General features: G+C 65.4%; 19 protein-coding genes. 7 read left to right on the forward strand and 12 right to left on the reverse strand.

What is annotated here, in order from left to right; all coding sequences use genetic code 11:
* Nucleotides 1-115: 115 nt before the first annotated feature.
* A complete protein-coding gene (mmsB, locus tag WC585_RS11330; RefSeq protein WP_373258086.1) occupies nt 116-1,207 on the reverse strand; it encodes a 3-hydroxyisobutyrate dehydrogenase in 1,092 nt (363 codons plus the stop codon).
* Here mmsB and rsmA point away from each other — a divergent pair.
* Nucleotides 1,133-1,942, forward strand: a complete 810-nt coding sequence (gene rsmA / locus WC585_RS11335) for a 16S rRNA (adenine(1518)-N(6)/adenine(1519)-N(6))-dimethyltransferase RsmA (RefSeq protein ID WP_373258087.1) — start codon at nt 1,133-1,135, stop codon at nt 1,940-1,942. The two genes, mmsB and rsmA, sit on opposite strands and share 75 nt — an antisense overlap.
* A gap of 209 nt (nt 1,943-2,151) precedes the next feature.
* On the opposite strand, the gene gmk is transcribed toward rsmA, so the two are convergent.
* From gmk to WC585_RS11375, 8 genes are all read right to left on the reverse strand, one after another.
* Nucleotides 2,152-2,793, reverse strand: coding sequence for a guanylate kinase (gene gmk, locus WC585_RS11340; protein WP_373258088.1), 642 nt, complete (start codon nt 2,791-2,793; stop codon nt 2,152-2,154).
* A gap of 57 nt (nt 2,794-2,850) precedes the next feature.
* Nucleotides 2,851-4,008, reverse strand: coding sequence for an endolytic transglycosylase MltG (gene mltG / locus WC585_RS11345; protein ID WP_373258089.1), 1,158 nt, complete (start codon nt 4,006-4,008; stop codon nt 2,851-2,853).
* Nucleotides 4,009-5,289, reverse strand: coding sequence for a beta-ketoacyl-ACP synthase II (gene fabF, locus WC585_RS11350; RefSeq protein ID WP_373258090.1), 1,281 nt, complete (start codon nt 5,287-5,289; stop codon nt 4,009-4,011).
* 111 nt (nt 5,290-5,400) lie between these two features.
* Complete coding sequence (locus WC585_RS11355) at nt 5,401-5,640, reverse strand: acyl carrier protein (RefSeq protein WP_292169615.1); 240 nt, start codon at nt 5,638-5,640, stop codon at nt 5,401-5,403.
* A gap of 156 nt (nt 5,641-5,796) precedes the next feature.
* The gene (fabG, locus tag WC585_RS11360) at nt 5,797-6,537 is read right to left on the reverse strand and encodes a 3-oxoacyl-[acyl-carrier-protein] reductase (RefSeq protein WP_373258184.1); all 741 of its coding nucleotides are present in this window, start codon (nt 6,535-6,537) and stop codon (nt 5,797-5,799) included.
* A 17-nt stretch (nt 6,538-6,554) separates the two neighbouring features.
* A complete protein-coding gene (gene fabD, locus WC585_RS11365) occupies nt 6,555-7,499 on the reverse strand; it encodes an ACP S-malonyltransferase (protein WP_373258091.1) in 945 nt (314 codons plus the stop codon).
* A gap of 82 nt (nt 7,500-7,581) precedes the next feature.
* The gene (locus WC585_RS11370) at nt 7,582-8,862 is read right to left on the reverse strand and encodes an Nramp family divalent metal transporter (RefSeq protein ID WP_373258092.1); all 1,281 of its coding nucleotides are present in this window, start codon (nt 8,860-8,862) and stop codon (nt 7,582-7,584) included.
* Nucleotides 8,863-8,889: 27 nt separating this feature from the next.
* Nucleotides 8,890-10,296 (reverse strand): FAD-binding oxidoreductase, encoded by a 1,407-nt coding sequence (locus WC585_RS11375; protein ID WP_373258093.1) that lies wholly within the window; start codon nt 10,294-10,296, stop codon nt 8,890-8,892.
* A 56-nt stretch (nt 10,297-10,352) separates the two neighbouring features.
* On the opposite strand from WC585_RS11375, the gene WC585_RS11380 reads away from it, so the two are divergent.
* From WC585_RS11380 to WC585_RS11390, 3 genes are all read left to right on the forward strand, one after another.
* Nucleotides 10,353-10,763: an NUDIX hydrolase gene (locus WC585_RS11380; RefSeq protein WP_373258094.1), complete on the forward strand. Its 411-nt coding sequence runs from the start codon at nt 10,353-10,355 to the stop codon at nt 10,761-10,763.
* 91 nt (nt 10,764-10,854) lie between these two features.
* The gene (locus WC585_RS11385) at nt 10,855-11,850 is read left to right on the forward strand and encodes an SPFH domain-containing protein (protein ID WP_373258095.1); all 996 of its coding nucleotides are present in this window, start codon (nt 10,855-10,857) and stop codon (nt 11,848-11,850) included.
* 3 nt (nt 11,851-11,853) lie between these two features.
* Nucleotides 11,854-12,312, forward strand: coding sequence for an NfeD family protein (locus WC585_RS11390; protein WP_373258096.1), 459 nt, complete (start codon nt 11,854-11,856; stop codon nt 12,310-12,312).
* A gap of 2 nt (nt 12,313-12,314) precedes the next feature.
* Here WC585_RS11390 and rnhA read toward each other — a convergent pair whose 3' ends face one another.
* Nucleotides 12,315-12,758, reverse strand: coding sequence for a ribonuclease HI (gene rnhA / locus WC585_RS11395; protein WP_373258097.1), 444 nt, complete (start codon nt 12,756-12,758; stop codon nt 12,315-12,317).
* 104 nt (nt 12,759-12,862) lie between these two features.
* Between rnhA and WC585_RS11400 the strand changes: the two genes are divergently transcribed.
* The 3 genes from WC585_RS11400 to tatC are packed head-to-tail and all read left to right on the forward strand — an operon-like array spanning nt 12,863 to nt 14,555.
* Nucleotides 12,863-13,084 (forward strand): twin-arginine translocase TatA/TatE family subunit, encoded by a 222-nt coding sequence (locus tag WC585_RS11400; protein ID WP_373258098.1) that lies wholly within the window; start codon nt 12,863-12,865, stop codon nt 13,082-13,084.
* Between the two features lie 26 nt (nt 13,085-13,110).
* Nucleotides 13,111-13,665, forward strand: a complete 555-nt coding sequence (gene tatB, locus WC585_RS11405; protein ID WP_373258099.1) for a Sec-independent protein translocase protein TatB — start codon at nt 13,111-13,113, stop codon at nt 13,663-13,665.
* The gene (gene tatC / locus WC585_RS11410) at nt 13,662-14,555 is read left to right on the forward strand and encodes a twin-arginine translocase subunit TatC (RefSeq protein ID WP_373258100.1); all 894 of its coding nucleotides are present in this window, start codon (nt 13,662-13,664) and stop codon (nt 14,553-14,555) included. The genes tatB and tatC overlap by 4 nt, the downstream gene beginning before the upstream one ends.
* A gap of 13 nt (nt 14,556-14,568) precedes the next feature.
* Here the strand turns inward: tatC and WC585_RS11415 are convergent, their stop codons facing one another.
* Both WC585_RS11415 and WC585_RS11420 read right to left on the reverse strand, forming a co-directional pair.
* Nucleotides 14,569-15,741 (reverse strand): carboxynorspermidine decarboxylase, encoded by a 1,173-nt coding sequence (locus WC585_RS11415; protein ID WP_373258101.1) that lies wholly within the window; start codon nt 15,739-15,741, stop codon nt 14,569-14,571.
* 14 nt (nt 15,742-15,755) lie between these two features.
* Nucleotides 15,756-16,961, reverse strand: coding sequence for a saccharopine dehydrogenase C-terminal domain-containing protein (locus WC585_RS11420; protein ID WP_373258102.1), 1,206 nt, complete (start codon nt 16,959-16,961; stop codon nt 15,756-15,758).
* Between the last annotated feature and the right edge of the window lie 54 nt (nt 16,962-17,015).

Below are 17,015 nucleotides of genomic sequence, written 5' to 3' on the forward strand. Positions count from 1 at the left end.
GGTCTTTTGCCGATGACCGGTATGTGCGCCTCGAGCCGATAAAAGTCTATCAACAAAGCCTGCTAAATCGTCGCAACCTTCTAATTGATAATGATTATCAGGTTGGTTTATGCGTTCAGAGCTTCGGCAGTTCATCCAGCTTGCCGCGCAGCATCTGCAGGATGGCCGAAAAGTCCCGACCGCCATAACCCAGCCCATCAAACATCTGGAACAGCGCCTCGGTCTGGGCCCCCAGCGGTGTCGAGGCTCCCGACTTGGCCGCCGCGTCCTGGGCCAGCTTCAGGTCCTTCAGCATCATGGCGGTGGCGAAACCGCCGTCATAGTTGCGGTTCGACGGTGCCGTCGGCACCGGGCCGGGCCAGGGATAGTAGGTGGTCGTCGACCAGCTCTGGCCCGAGGATTTGGACACGATGTCGAACATCTTGACCGGGTCCAGTCCCAGCTTTTCCGCCAGGCCGATGGCCTCGCACGTGCCCAACATGGTGATGCCCAGGATCATGTTGTTGCAGATCTTGGCCGCCTGCCCCGCCCCGTGATCACCGGCGCGGAAGGTCGCCCGGCTCATCGGCTCCAGCGCCGCCTCGATATGAGCGAAATCGGGTTCATCGCAGCCGACCATGAAGGCCAGGGTGCCCGCGTCCGCCGCCATCGTCCCGCCCGACACCGGCGCATCTGCGAAGGCATAACCCGCCTCCTTGGCCAGTCCGGCGACCTTACGCGCCGTGTCCACGTCGATGGTCGAGCAGTCCAGCAGCAGGGCTGACGTGGGGGCCGCCCCGATGATCTGTTCGGAGTAGACCTTCAGCACATGAGGCCCGGCGGGCAGCATGGTGATGACGATGTCCGCATCCTTGACCGCCTCGGCCACCGATGCGACCGGCGTGCAGCCCGCTCCCCTGGCCCGTTCCAGCGCCGCCTCCGACAGATCGAAGGCCGCGACCGCATGCCCGGCCTTGGCCTGATTGGCTGCCATGCCACCGCCCATATTGCCCAGGCCGATGAAGGCGATCTTGGAGGTTGTCATGGCGTCGTCTCCCGGTGTCTGTTTTGCCGGATGGTTAGCTGCTTGCGCGAGGTGACGCCAGCGTGACCGACGCGTTCCAAGCCAGGCCGAACCTGTTATGCAGGCGCGATGACCGACCTGCCCTCCCTGCGCGACAGCCTCGATGCCCACGGCCTGCTGGCCAAGAAGAGCTTCGGGCAGCATTTCCTGCTGGACCTTAATGTAACGCGCAAGATCGTTCGGCTGGCCGGGCCGTTTGAGGGGCGTGCCGTGATCGAGGTAGGGCCGGGTCCGGGTGGGCTGACGCGGGCGCTGCTGGAGAGTGATGCGGGTGCTGTCGTGCTGGTCGAAAAAGACCCGCGCTTCCTGCCGCTGCTCAGCGAACTGGACGATGGCACCGGACGGCTGCGGATCGTCGAGGGCGATGCGCTGAAAGTGCGCGAGGCCGATCTGGTCGAAGGCCCGACGCATCTGGTCTCCAACCTGCCCTACAATGTCGGGACGCCCCTGCTGATCAAATGGCTGACCGGGCCGTGGACGCCGCATGCCCTGACCCTGATGTTCCAGAAGGAGGTCGCCGAACGGATCGTGGCCGCCCCGGGCGACGACGCCTATGGCCGTCTGGCCGTGATTTCTCAGGCCGTGACCGAGGCGCGGCTGGTCATGCATCTGCCCGCCGCCGCCTTCACGCCGCCGCCCAAGGTGGCCTCGGCTGTCGTGCATCTGGTTCCCCGCGCCGATAGGCCCGATGCCGAAACGCTGAAGCGCCTCGAACGCGTCACCGCCGCCGCCTTCGGACAGCGCCGCAAGATGCTGCGCTCCAGCCTGAAAACCCTGGGCGGTGCAGCGCTATGCGAAGCAGCGGGCATCAGTCCGGAAGACCGGGCCGAGGTCATCGACTTGGCAGGGTTTCTGAGGCTGGCCGCCGCGATCAAATAGACGCCAGCAAAAAAGGGCCGCCCCCGAGGAGCGGCCCTTACATTGTCAGCCAAACGAGGCTTGTCGTCAGGCGAAAGCCCCCGCCAGAGGGGAGGTCAGGCTCAGACGGCTTGCCGCGTGCGGCGTGAGACAATGAGACATTCGACCACCTCCTTTCAATGTTGAACGATGAAGGGAGTGTACCGATCGCTAGTCGCCCCACAAGCCCTCTAGACCGCCTCGTTAAGCAGGGCATCGCGGTAGTTCTCGACCCAGAGATTGCGGGCGCGGCAACTGCGTTCGGCGTGGTAGATGTGGGCAAGTTCGGCGTAGGACCGGTCGAAGTCGTCGTTGACGAAGACATAGTCGAACTGGTCGCAATGCTCGATCTCGCCCTTGGCGTTGGCGATGCGGCGTTCGATGACGTCGTCGGCGTCCTGGGAGCGGGTGACCAGGCGGCGGCGCAACTCTTCCAGGCTGGGCGGCAGGATGAAGACGCGCACGGCATCCTGGGGGCATTTCTCGGCGATGTCGCGCGCACCCTGCCAGTCGATGTCGAACAGGACGTCGCGGCCCTCGGCCAGGGCGCGGTCGATGGGCGCGCGGGGGCTGCCGTAACGAGCGCCGTGTACGTCGGCCCACTCCAGGAAGGCATCGGCGTCGATCAGGCGCTGGAACTCGGCATCGTCGACGAAATGATAGTCGCGGTCCGCGACCTCGCCCGGACGGATGGCGCGGGTGGTCATCGACACCGACAGCTCCAGCCCGCCGTGATCGGCCATCAGGCGCCGGCATAGCGAGGTCTTGCCGGCACCCGAGGGACTGGCGACGATCAGGAGGACACCCCGGCGAGGCGTGCGTTCATTCGACATTCGAAACCTTGGGACGGGCGACTCTGCGACTGGGCGCCGTCCTAGTCCAATCGCGCCTCATTGGACAGGCTGTGGTGCCATTTGCTGTGTCGGCTGCTGTGGCACGCGGATCACCTGGGCTCCGGGCGGCACCACGACACCGGGAGGCAGGTCCTGAGCAGGATCAGTTGGCCCAGCGGCAACAGAAGGCGCTTCGGGCGGCAGCCCCGCCTTGCGCCGCTCGATCTCGCGCCAGCGGGCGACATTGGCCAGATGCTCCTGATAGGTGCGCGCGAAGGCGTGGCCACCCGAACCATCGGCGACGAAGAACAAATCTTCAGTCCGCAGGGGGTTCAGAACGGCGGCGATGGAGGCTTCGCCTGGATTGGCGATGGGCGTCGGCGGCAGGCCATCTATGCGGTAGGTGTTCCAGGGATTGGCGGCTTCAAGTTCCGACTGGCGGATGCCGCGACCCAGGGGGCGACCCTTGGTGATGCCATAGATGATGGTCGGATCGCTCTCCAGCCGCATGCCCAGACGCAGGCGATTGGTAAAGACCCCGGCGACGCGTGGCCGCTCGGCGGCGACGGCCGTTTCCTTCTCGACGATCGAAGCCAGGATGATGGCTTCGTCCAGGGTGCGGGCAACTGTGGCGGGGCTACGCTGGGCCCACAGTCGGGCGACCGCCTCGTCGTGGGCGCGGCGCATGCGGGCCAGCACCGAGGCGCGCGTCTCGCCGCGCGCAATCTCATAAGTCTCGGGCCAGAGGGTGCCCTCCTCCGGTATCGCCTCGACCTCTCCGACCAGCACCGGCTCCTTCATCAGGATGTCCACCGCCTGGGCCGAGGACCAGCCTTCGGGCAGGGTGACGAAGTGGCGCACGACCTTGCCGTCGACCAGCAGGCCGATGACCGCGTTCAGGGACGCACCACTTGGTACCTCATACTCCCCCGCCCGCAGGCGGCGGGCCGAGCCGTTCAGGGCGACGGCGGCCTTGAACAGGTCTGTCGAGCGAATCACGCCCTCGGCCTTGAGCTGGGCTGCGATGGCATTGACGCCCGAGCCGCTGGACAGGGTCACGATGGTGGTCTCGCCAGACCGGGCCGAGGGACCGGGCGCATACAGCACGGCCCAGAGCGCAATCAGAGCCGCGATGACGAAGAAGCCGAAGGTGCCGGCCGCTGCCAGCAGGGCGGTGCGACGCCCTGACCCTCGCTCGACCGATCGTCCGAACACCTAGTCGACCTTCCTGAAGATGACCGAGGCATTGGTGCCGCCGAAGCCGAAACTGTTGGACATGGCCACATCGATCTTCATCGGCTTGCCCTTGTGCGGGACCAGGTCGATGGGCGTCTCCATCTCCGGATTGTCCAGGTTGATCGTCGGCGGCGCGATCTGATCCCGAATGGCCAGGACGCTGAAGATCGATTCGATCGCGCCTGCGGCCCCCAACAGATGCCCGGTCATGGACTTGGTCGAGGAGACGGCCAGGTTCTTCGCATGATCGCCGACCAGCCGCTCGATGGCCTTCAGCTCGATCCAGTCGGCCATGGTCGAGGTGCCGTGGGCGTTGACATAATCGAGGTCAGACGGCTGCAATCCAGCCCGCTTCAGCGCCGCCTTCATGGCGCGCAGGCCACCCTCGCCATCCTCGGACGGAGCAGTGATGTGATAGGCGTCGCCGCTCATGCCGTAGCCGACCACCTCGGCATAGATCTTAGCCCCGCGGGCCTTGGCGTGTTCGTATTCCTCCAGGACCATGATCCCGGCCCCCTCGCCCATGACGAAACCGGCGTGGTCCTTGTCATAGGGGCGGCTGGCCTTCTCGGGCGTGTCGTTGAAGGCGGTGCACAGCGCCTTGCAGGCCAGGAAGCCCGCGATGCCGATGGGAACGATGGAGCTTTCCGCCCCGCCCGCGACCATGACGTCGGCGTCGTCCAGAGCGATCATCCGTGCCGCGTCGCCGATGGCATGGGCCCCTGTGGCGCAGGCGGTGACGACGGAGTGATTCGGGCCCTTGAGGCCGTGGCGGATCGAGATCTGGCCGCTGGTCAGATTGATCAGGGCCGAAGGAATGAAGAAGGGACTGACCCGGCGAGGGCCCTGTTCCTTCAGGATGATGGCCGTGTCGGCGATGGGGCCCAGGCCGCCGATGCCGGAGCCGACCATGACGCCGGTCCGCTCGCGGTCCTCATCGGTTTCGGGCTTCCAGTTGGCATCGGCCAGGGCTTCGTCGGCGGCGGCGATGGCGTAGACGATGAAGTCGTCGACCCGCTTGCGATCCTTGGGCGACATGATCTTTTCATGATCGAAGACGCCGGGTTCGCCGGGCACACCCCCACCGCGTCCATCGACCGACGGAATCTCGCCTGCGATGGTGCAGCCATAGCCTTCGGTATCGAAGTTGGTGATCGGACCGATGCCCGAGCGCCCCTCCACGATGCCCTTCCAGTTATGCTCTACCCCCCAGCCCAGCGGGGTGAGAAGACCGAGGCCGGTGACGACTACGCGACGCATGCGTGGCGACTCCCTAAAGATTCCAAGCCTTGAAACAGTAATGGCCGCCGGACGCCCCCGCTAGGGGGACGTCACGGCGGCCATCAGTGCCGTGCGAAAAAGTGGGGACGATCAGCCGGCCAGCTTCTCGTCGATGAACTTCACGGCGTCGCCGACCGTCTGGATGTGTTCGGCGGCGTCGTCGGGGATTTCGATGTCGAATTGTTCTTCGAAGGCCATGACCAGTTCGACGTTGTCGAGCGAGTCAGCGCCCAGGTCGTCGATGAAGCTGGCCTTTTCGGTGACCTTGTCCGGATCGGCGTCCAGGTGGTCGATGACGATCTTGCGGACGCGTTCCAGGGTGTCGGACATGGGGGTCTCTGCTTTTGGGGCCACCGAAGCGGCTGTTGTCTCAAATCCTGCCGTAAGACGGCGGGGGCGGCGGCGCAAGCCTTCAACGAGGGATCGCGCCAACCGGTCTGCGGGGTTTAGCACAGTCGGGACGGGTGGAAATACCCCTCGTTGGCTCTACACCATAGCCATGCCGCCGTTCACGTGCAGGGTCTGGCCGGTGATATAGGCGGCCTCGTCGGACGACAGATAAACGGCGGCGGCGGCAATCTCGTCGCCGGTGCCCAGGCGGCCGGTCGGGATGTTCTTCAGGATGGTCTCGCGCTGCGCATCGTTCAGGACATCGGTCATCGGCGAGGCGATGAAGCCGGGCGCGATGCAGTTCACGGTGATGCCCCTGGATCCCACTTCTTGCGCCAGCGACTTCGAGAATCCGATCATGCCGGCCTTGGACGCGGCATAGTTGGTCTGTCCGGGATTTCCGGTGACGCCGACCACCGAAGTGATGCCGATGATCCGCCCCGAGCGGCGCTTCATCATCCCCTTCATGGCCGCGCGCGACAGGCGGAAATAGCTCTCCAGATTGACCTTGATGACGTCCGAGAAATCCTCGTCCTTCATCCGCATCAGCAGGCCGTCCTTGGTGATGCCGGCGTTTGCGACAAGGATGTCCAGCGAACTGCCTGCGGCCTCTTCGGCGCGGGCGATCAGGCCGTCGACAGATTCAGGGTCGGACAGATTGGCGGCGGCGGCGAAAGCACGCTCGCCCAGGTCCTTGGCCAGATCCTGAAGCACAGCCTCGCGGGTGCCGGACAGGACGACGGTGGCCCCCTGGCCGTGCAGCGCGCGGGCGATGGCCCCGCCGATGCCGCCCGTGGCGCCGGTGACGAGGGCGGTCTTGCCGGTGAGATTGAACATCATCTTTTCCTTATGTCTCAGAGCGACTTCGCGAACGCTTCCAGGTCTTCGGGCGTATTCAGGGCCACGCTCTCGGCGTCCGGCGCAATGCGTTTGGCCATTCCGGTCAGGACCTTGCCGGAGCCGATCTCGGCGAAGCGGGTGACGCCGCCCTCTCCCGCCATCCACTCCATCGACTCGCGCCAGCGGACGCGGCCAGTGACCTGTTCGACCAGCAGGCGGCGGATGACCTCGGGGTCGGTTTCCGGGCGGGCGGTGACATTGGCGACATCCGGCACGACCGGCGCGATCAAGCGAGCATCAGCCAGAGCCTCGGCCATTTCGTCTGCAGCGGGCTGCATCAGCGGGCAGTGGAAGGGGGCCGAAACATTCAGGGGGATGGCGCGGGCGCCCAGTTCCTTGGCCTTTTCGATGGCGCGATCGACGGCGGCCTTGTCGCCCGAGATGACGATGTTGCCGGCGTTGTTGTCATTGGCGACGACGCAGACCCCGACCTCGGAGCCCGCAGCGGCGGCCGCCTCGGCCAGGGCCAGATCGGTCTTGGGCCCGATCAGCGAGGCCATGGCCCCCTGCCCCACCGGCACGGCGCGCTGCATGGCCTGGCCGCGCAGCTTCAGCAAACGGGCCGTATCAGCCAGCGTCAGGGCCCCGGCGGCGCACAGCGCGGAATACTCACCCAGAGAATGCCCGGCGACGAAGGCAGCGCGGCTGACGTCCACGCCGAACTCGACCTTCAGCACGCGGGCGGCGGCCAGGGAGACGGCCATCAGGGCGGGCTGGGCGTTCTCGGTCAGGGTGAGCTGATCCTCCGGCCCCTCGCGCATCAGGACTGACAGCTTCTGGCCCAGGGCGTCATCGATCTCGGCATAGACATCGCGGGCACTGGCGAAGGCGTCGGCCAGCGACGCACCCATGCCAACCGACTGACTGCCTTGACCGGGAAAGAGAAGCGCGAGGGTCATGGATCGATCCGCAGTCCGTTGATTCAACGCCGCACGGGTTAGGCGAAAGGTGTCGCAGCGGCAAGCCGGGCCGGACAAGCCGCTACTGGAACAGGCCGATAAGCTCCCGCCCCGCCAGGACGGCAAACAGAACGGTCGCCCCCGCCAGCATCAGATTGGACAGCCAGCCACTGCGCCATTCCCTCGGCACGCGATCGCTGTTGAGCAGCCAGAGCAGGGTCCCGGCCAGGAAGGGCATGAAGACGCTGCCCAGGACACCATAGGCGACGATCAAACCAAAGGGTCGGTCCATGAACAGCAAAGCGATGGGCGGGATCGTCAGCCACAGCGCATAGCCCCGGAAGGCCCGGCTGCGGTCACCGCGTACGGCCTCGTCTCCGGCCCGACCCCGGACATGGGCGATGAAATCGGCGAACATCAGGCTGACGCCCTGCCAGACGCCGAGCAGGCTGGAGAAGCTGGTCGCCCAGAAGCCGACCAGGAACAGGATGGAGATCGGACGGCCGAACCGGTCGCGGAGCACCTCGTCCAGGTCCAAAAGACCACGCTCCCCGCCCTGAAGCGCGATGCCTGCGCTGAACAGCAGTTCGGCCCCGACGATCAGCATGGCCACGACGAAGACGCCGGTGACGACGTAGCCGACACGGTTGTCCAGCCGCATGACCCGCATCCAGCCCGGCCCCTTCCAGCCCTTTGCGTTCAGCCAGTAGCCATAGGCCGCCATGGTGATGGTGCCGCCGACGCCGCCGATCAGGCCCAGAGTATAGAAGGCCGAACCCGGCGGCAGGCTGGGCCACAGGCCGGTGGCCAGCGCGGGCAGGTCCGGCGCGACGATGACGGCCAGGCCGATGACGGTGACGAACATGACCCCCACGCAGGCGGTCATGACCTTTTCGAACAGGCCGTAGTGGCCGAACCAGACGAAGGCTAGGCCCGCCAGGCCGCTGAGAATCCCCCAGACCTTCAGGTCCAGGACCGGGAACAGGGCCGCCAGCGGCAGGGCCGTCGCCGTCATGGCCGCCGCCCCGTAGACGAAGCCCCAGATGACGACATAGACGCCGAAATAGATGCCCGCCCAGTTCAGGGTCCCGCCCAGACCACCCACCCGAAACGCGCCGCCCAGGCTGGTCCAGCCATCGAAGATCGTGCGCTCGCCCGCCAGGGTCCAGCGCCCGACCGCCTCGGCCAGGGCGATCTTCAGCAATGTGCCCAGGATGGCGGCCCACAGCAGCGCATAGCCGAAACGCGACCCGGCGATCAGGGTGGCCACCAGATCGCCCGCTCCCACTCCGGTTGCGGCCACGACGATGCCGGGCCCGATCAGGGTCCAGCGGTTGCGGATGGGCGTGTCGGGGCTGCTCATGCCCTGACGCTAGTGCGCTTCGCCCGGCTAGAACAGCACCGCCGGGTTCATGATACGCTGCGGGTCGATGGCCGCGCGGACGGCCTGCATGGTGCGGATCTCCAGCGGCGACTTGTAGCGCCGGGCCTCGTCCGTCTTGAGACGCCCCAGCCCATGCTCGGCGGAAATAGAGCCGTCGTAGCGGGCGACGATGTCGTGGACGATACGCGACCCCTCCTCCCACCGCGCCAGAAAGGTGGCCAGGTCGGACCCGGGCGGACACAGCACATCGTAGTGCATATTGCCGTCGCCGACGTGGCCGAAGGCGCTGACCCGGGCTCCGGGGTGGAAGCGTTCGACCGCCGCCGTCGCCTCGTCGAGGAAGTCGGCTATACGCGAAACGGGGACGGAGACGTCATGCTTCCAGCCACCACCCTCCGGCTTCTGGGCGGCGGACTGCTCCTCGCGCATCTTCCAGAAGGCGGCGCGCTGGGCGTCGTTCTGGGCGATGGCGGCATCGGTGATCAGGCCGGTCTCGAAAGCGGCGGTCAGCAGCCGCTCCATCCCCGCCTCGGCCCCGCCAGGCTCGCCGGAAACCAATTCTATCAACACGTACCAGGGCGGGGTGCTATCCAGCGGTTCGCGCGTGTCGGGGATGTGCTTCAGGGCGAATTCGACGCCTATGCGCTTCATCAGTTCGAACGCCTCTACCCCGCCGCCTGTCTCGGACTTGGCGCGAGCCAGCAGGTCGATGGCGGCATGGGGGCTGTCCAGACCGACCACGGCGGTCGCACGGCTGCGCATGATCGGAAACAGCTTCAGCGTCGCGGCCGTGACGACGCCCAAGGTGCCCTCGGCCCCGATCAGCAGCTGTTTCAGATCGTAGCCGGTGTTATCCTTGCGCAGCCGTTTCAGGCCGTGGAAGATTTCGCCGTCCGGCATGACCGCCTCAATGCCCAGCACCAGATCGCGCATGACGCCATAGCGGATGACGGCCGTCCCCCCCGCATTGGTCGAGATGACGCCGCCGATGGTGGCCGTGCCCTCTGCTGCCAGGCTGAGCGGAAACATGCGATCCGCGGCCGTGGCGGCCTGTTGCGCCTCCAGCAGGGTGGCCCCCGCCTCGACCGTCATCGCATCGTCCAGCGGGGTAACATCGCGGATAGCCCGCACCTTGCGGGTCGACAGCAGCACCTCGCCGTAAGGAATCTGTCCTCCGACCAGGCCGGTGTCGCCCCCCTGAGGCACGATGGCGATGCGGTGTTCAGCACAGATACGGACGGAGCGGGCGACCTCTTCTGTAGCGCGGGGCGTCAGCATCAGGGGGGTATTGCCCTGCCAGCGATTGCGCCATTCGGTCAGCCAGGGCGCGATATCGGCGGGGTCATCGGTCCAGCCGCCGGGGCCGAGGGCGGATTTCAGGGCGGCAAGGCCTTCGGGTGACGGGGAGGTCATGCGCCTGTTGTGTCAAAGTCATGGGCGCGGCGGAAGGGCCAAGCTAGGCTAGAGGCATGACATTGTCCTTCGCCTCACCCGTTCCCGCCGTCGGCATCGTCTGCCTGCGCGGCGATGCGGTCTTGCTGATCCGACGCGGCAAACCGCCGAGGTTGGGCGAATGGAGCCTGCCCGGCGGGCGGATCGAGCCGGGAGAGCGGGCGGTCGATGCGGCCTTGCGCGAACTGAGTGAGGAGACGGGGGTCACGGCGCGGATCACAGGCCTTATGGACGTGGTGGACGGCCTCTTCGCCGATGCAGGTCTGCACTATGTACTGATCGACTATGCCGCTGAATGGGTGTCGGGCGAGCCTGTGGCAGGCGACGATGCACTGGAGGCGCGATTCGTGCCGCTGGATCAGGTCGAACCGCTGATCGATTGGTCCGAGACCAGGAGGATCATCGGGCTGGCGGCGGCGAAACGGTGAAGATTACGGCTTTGTCATCTTCGACGTGTCCGGTTTCGGTGCCGCTCGCCGAACGGTGGTGCTAGGCTGATCTCATAAGGGGAGGCTGTTGATGCTCTATTTCTCGATTTTCCTGGTCGTACTGGCGTTTGTGCTGCTGTTCAGCGTGGTCAAGATCGTGCCGCAGGGGCGCGAGTTCACCATTGAACGTTTCGGCAAATACACGCGCACCCTCTCCCCTGGCATCAGCCTGCTAACCCCCTTCGTGGAGCGGGTCGGGCGGCGCATGAATATGATGGAGCAAGTCCTTGATGTCCCTCAGCAAGAGGTGATCACCAAGGACAACGCCATGGTCAAGGTGGACGCCATCGTCTTCATCCAGGTGATGAGCGCCTCCGCGGCGGCTTACCGCGTCGAAAACCTGCACTATGCCATCACACAGCTGTGCTCGACGAACCTGCGGACCGTCGTCGGTTCGATGGATCTGGATGAGGTGCTGTTCCAGCGCGACAACATCAACTCGCGCCTGCTGACCGTCATCGATGCGGCGACCGAGCCCTGGGGCGTCAAGGTCAACCGGATCGAGATCAAGGACCTGACCCCGCCGGTCGACATAACCAATGCCATGGCCCGTCAGATGAAGGCCGAACGCGAACGCCGCGCCGTCATCACCGAGGCCGAGGGTGAGAAACAGGCCGCCATCGCCCGCGCCGAGGGCGCCAAACAGGCCGCCATCCTGGAAGCCGAAGGTCGCCGCGAAGCCGCCTTCCGCGACGCCGAGGCCCGCGAACGCGAAGCCGAGGCCGAGGCCAAGGCGACCGCCATGGTGTCCGAAGCCATCGCCCGCGGCGACGTCAACGCCATCAACTACTTCGTCGCCCAGAAGTATGTGGAGGCCTTTGCCGAACTGGCCCGCAATCCGACGGCCAAGACCGTCATCGTGCCTGCCGAGATGTCCGGCCTGGTCGGCACCATCGCTGGCCTGGGCGAACTGGTCGGTCTGGCCAAGGAGCAGCAGCAGAGCCGCAGCGACATCCGCACATCTGCGCCCCGCGCCACACCCCCTGCCCCGCCGCGCCCGCGCGGCTCTGTCCCGCCCACGGAGTAGGTCATGGACACCGTCGTCGACTTCTATGTGGCAAGTCCGTTCTGGATCTGGCTGGCACTGGGCGTGATCCTGCTGGCGGTCGAGGCGGCCTTCTCGACCGAATGGCTGCTGTGGCCGGCGGTATCGGCGGGCGTCGTCGCGGTTTTGACGGCGGTCGGCGTTCGACTGGGCTTCGGGATCGAGGTTCTTATCTTCGCCGTACTGACCATCGCCTTCACCCTGCTGTCGCGGCGCCTGATCACCCGGGTCAATCCGACCGATTCGCCCGATATAAACAGCCGCGACAGCCGACTGCTGGGTCAGCGGGCACAGGTCATTCAGCCCTTTGTCGACGGGCGCGGCCGGGTCTTTGTCTCGGGCGCGGAATGGCCTGCTGATCTGGAGGGTGCCTCACCAGAGGTCGGCACCAGCGTGATCGTCGAGGGGGTCAATGGTCCGCGTCTGACAGTAAGAGCGACCTAAGCCTATCCGGCCCGCATGTCATCGATCCCGCGGTTGGCCAGTTGGTCGGCGCGTTCGTTAAGTTCGTGCCCGGCATGGCCCTTGACCCAGTGCCACTTGACCTCGTGCCGGGCGCGGGCGGCATCAAGGCGCTTCCACAGGTCCTCATTCTTGACCGGCTTCTTCTCGGCCGTCTTCCAGCCGCGCGCCTTCCAGGGGCCGATCCATTTGGTGATTCCGTCCATGACGTAGCGGCTGTCGGTATGCAGATCGACGCGGCACGGCCTAGTCAGGGCCTCCAGCGCGCTGATAGCCCCCATCAGCTCCATACGGTTGTTGGTGGTCAGCGCCTCGCCGCCCCACAGCTCCTTCTCGTGCCCCCCGCCCGTCTGCAGGATTGCGCCCCAGCCGCCGGGGCCAGGATTGCCCTTGCAGGCACCGTCGGTGTGGATGATCACGTGACTCATTCGCGCGTCCTAACAGGTTCGCTTGGCGTCGCGCCACTGAAGCGCCTATATGCGGGTCAAGATTCAGACGGGGCGCATCGTCGCCCGACCGAGGAGAAAGTTCCGTGGGTTCATTCAGCATCTGGCACTGGGCCATCGTCGCCATCGTTGTCCTTCTGCTGTTCGGCGGACGTGGCAAGCTGTCCGCCATGATGGGTGACGCCGCAAAAGGCGTGAAAGCCTTTCGCGACGGCCTGAAAGACACCGACGAAACAAAGTCGTCGGACGAGCAGCGCGCGGGTGCACTGCCGCGCACCGAGGCCGAAAAAGAAGACCTGAAGCGATAGCCGCATCCGGCTGAGGAAACTGACGGATGGGTGGTCTGGGCCCCGGCATCGGGGGTGCCGAGTATTTAGTGATCGCGGTCGTGGCCCTGCTGGTGGTGGGGCCCGAGCGCTTGCCCCTGCTTCTGAGAAAGCTTGGCAAGCTGGTCGCCAAGGCGCGCGGCATGGCCAACGAGTTCCGCAACAGCTTCGAAGACATGGCCCGGCAGTCCGAGCTGGACGACCTTCGAAAAGAGGTTGAAGCGCTGAAGACCGGCGGCACCATGCATGCCTTGGGGGCCGACGCCGATGCCGCATTCAAGGACATCCGCGCCGACCTGAACAAGCCGCTGGAGGCCGCGCCTGAGCCGGCCGCCATGCTGGACGCCCCCGACGAGTGGCCCGACAGCCCGCCTGTTATGGCCCCGCTGGCCACACCGGACCCGGAGGCATCGCCGCAGCCCATGACCGCCAAACCGCGTGCCCGCGAGACACCTGCCAAGCCCAAAACATCCGCTGCGGCCAAACCCGCGAGTAAGACCGCATCGATCAAGGGCGCGGACGGCAAGTCCCGCGCCATCCGCGCCAAGAAGGTGGACCTGTGAGCCGGGCCGAAACCGACGAAGCCGAGATCGAGGCCTCGCGCGCTCCCCTGATGCAGCATCTGATCGAGCTGCGCGGCCGTCTAATCGTCTGCGTGGTGGCCTTCATCCTGGCCTTCTTCGTCTGCTTTTATTTTGCGGCAGCCATACAGATCTGGCTGATCAAGCCGTTTCAGGCCGCCTATGCCCTGCATGCTGCCGCGGCGGCGACCGGAGGGCATGGAGCCAATCCGTTCGAGCTGATCGCCGTGACGCTGGGGCTGCATCCCCTGCCTGCCACCACATCCACCGATCTGGTGCTGCAGGCCACCGGCCCGCTGGAACAGCTGTTCACCAAGATGAAGGTGGCCGGTTTCGGAGCCGTGGTTCTGGCCTTCCCGGTCCTCGCATGGCAGCTCTACAAATTCGTGGCCCCCGGCCTGTACCGCAACGAGAAGGGAGCCTTCCTGCCCTTCCTGTTCATCGCACCCGTGCTGTTCGTGATCGGCGGGGCGCTGGTCTATTTCGTCATGCTGCCCTTCGTCATGTGGTTCTCGCTGAGCCAGCAGATCGTGACCGAGGGCATCACGGTCGAGCTGAACACCAAAATCTCCGAATACCTCAGCCTGGTGACCTCGCTGATGCTGGCATTCGGCCTTTGCTTCCAGTTGCCGGTCGTGACCACGCTGCTGGGCATGGCAGGCATCATCAGCTCGAAGATGATGAGCGAGGGCCGCCGCTATGCCATCGTCGCCGTCGTCGTCGTCGCCGCCATCGTCACTCCGCCCGACCCGATCAGCCAGCTGATGCTCGCGACGCCCTTGGTCCTGCTCTACGAGATCTCGATATGGTGCGTCCGCCTGATCGAACTGCGCCGCAAGAAGGCGGACGAGGCCGAGGGCCTGACGGTCTAGCCAGCGTAAAGCCTCAGGACAGACGGTCGCGGAACTCGGTCCAGTCGAAGGACTTCACGACCCGAAGATCGTCAGTGTCGCTGTTCCACAGGACAATGGCCGGCAGAGGGACGCCGTTGAAGGTCGTGGTCTTCACCATCGAATAGTGGGCCTGATCCAAAAAGGCGATGCGGGTGCCGGGCGTGGGGCGCTCAGTGAAGACGTAGTCGCCGATGGTGTCGCCCGCCAGGCAGGAGGGGCCGCCCAGACGGACGGTGACCCCCGCCTCCGGCTCACCCAGCATGGCCGGGCGGTACGGGGCCTCGATCACATCGGGCATGTGGCAGGTGGCCGACAGGTCGGTGATGGCGATGGGCATGCCGTTGTCGAAGGTGTCCAGCACCTCTCCGATCAATATGCCAGCGTCCAGGGCCACGGCCTCGCCGGGTTCGAGGTAGACCTGGACCCGGTGACGATCGGCGATGTCGCGCAGGAAATCGACCAGCCGGTCGGTCTGATAATCGGCGCGGGTCACGTGATGGCCGCCGCCGAGGTTGAGCCACTTCACCCCACCCAGCAGCGGGGCCAGCTTCGGCTCCACCGCCGCCCAGATGCGGGCCAGGGGCTCGAAATCCTGTTCGCACAGGGCGTGGATATGCAGGCCGTCGACGCCCTGCATATGCTCGGGCGTCAGTTGGGAAACGGGAAAACCCAGGCGCGAACAGGGCTGAGCCGGGTCATACTTCGCCACCTCCCCTTCCGAATGTTCGGGGTTCAGGCGCAGGCCGATCTCGAATACTTCGCCCTCGGCGCGGGCGGTCGCGATCAGTCCGGCGAAGCGCGCGATCTGCTGCGGATTGTTGAAGATTACATGGTCGGACAGGTGCAGGATCTCGGGCAAATCCTGCGCGGTATAGGCGGGCGAATAGGTGGTCAGCTCGCCCTTGTAGAACTGACGCGCCAGCCGCGCCTCCCACAAGCCGGACGCGCATACTCCGTCCAGATACTCGCCGACGACATCGGCCAGCGACCACATGGAAAAGGCCTTGAGCGCCAGCAGGACGCGGGCGTCGGCCCGGTCGCGCACATCCTTCAGCACCGCCAAGTTACGCCGCACCGCCATCTCGTCGACCACGAAGGCGGGCGAGGCGACGCGGCTCAGGTCGAAGCGGGCGAAGGCTCCCGGATCACCGGCTCGGGTTTCCATGGGTCAGGCCGCGATCAGAACGACAGAGGAGCGTCCAGCTCCTCGACCGTCCAGGGCAGGCCATGCTTGTTCAGCATGTCCATGAAAGGATCGGGATCCAGTTGCTCGATATTGAAGACGCCTGCGCCCTTCCACTGGCCGGTCAGCATCAGGGCCGCGCCGATCATGGCCGGGACGCCCGTGGTATAGCTGACGGCCTGGTTGCCGGTTTCGGCATAGGCTTCCTGGTGATCGCAGATGTTCTTCACATAGAAGGTCTTCTGGACGCCGTCCTTCTCGCCCGTGGCGATGGTGCCGATGTTGGTCTTGCCCTTGGTGATGGGTCCCAGCGACGAGGGCTCGGGCAACAGGGCCTTCAGGAACTCGATCGGGATGATCTCGCGGCCTTGGAACTGCATCGGCTCGATCGAGGTCATGCCGATGTTTTCCAGCACCTCGAGGTGCTTCAGATAGCTGTCGCCGAAGGTCATCCAGAAGCGGATGCGCTTGATCTCCGGATAGAATTTGGCCAGCGATTCCAGCTCCTCATGATACATGAGGTACATATTTTTCTGACCGACACCCTCGAAGTCGAAGGCCTGCTTGTGGCTGAGGGCCGGGCCCTCTACCCAGTGGCCGTTTTCCCAGTGCCGCGAGTTGGCAGTTACTTCGCGCAGATTGATCTCGGGGTTGAAGTTGGTCGCAAACGGCAGGCCGGTGTCGCCGCCGTTGCAGTCCAGGATGTCAAGCGTGTCGATCCGGTCCAGCAGGTGCTTCTTGGTGTATGTGGCGAACACCGACGTAACGCCGGGGTCGAAGCCCGAGCCCAGCAGGGCCATCAGACCGGCCTTCTCGAACCGCTCCTGATAGGCCCACTGCCACTTGTATTCGAACTTGGCCTCGTCGCGCGGCTCATAGTTGGCGGTGTCGAGATAGTGCACGCCGGCGGCCAGGCAGGCGTCCATGATGGCCAGGTCCTGATATGGCAGCGCCAGGTTGACGACCAGCGCAGGCTGAACCTGCCGGATCAAGGCCGTGGTCGCGGCGACGTCATCGGCATCGATGGCGGCGGTGTCGATATCGACGTTGAAGCGGGTCTTCACCGACCCGGCGATGGCGTCGCATTTGGACTTGGTCCGGCTGGCCAGGGTGATGTGCGAGAAAATGTCGGTATTCATCGCCATCTTGTGGACCGCGACGGAACTGACACCGCCTGCTCCGATAACCAGCACCTTGCTCATTCAAGCACTCCTGAAGCTCAACACACCGAGGCCGGGACCCGTACCCGGCAAGAG

The sequence above is a fragment of the Brevundimonas sp. genome (assembly GCF_041648055.1).
Lineage (GTDB): Bacteria > Pseudomonadota > Alphaproteobacteria > Caulobacterales > Caulobacteraceae > Brevundimonas.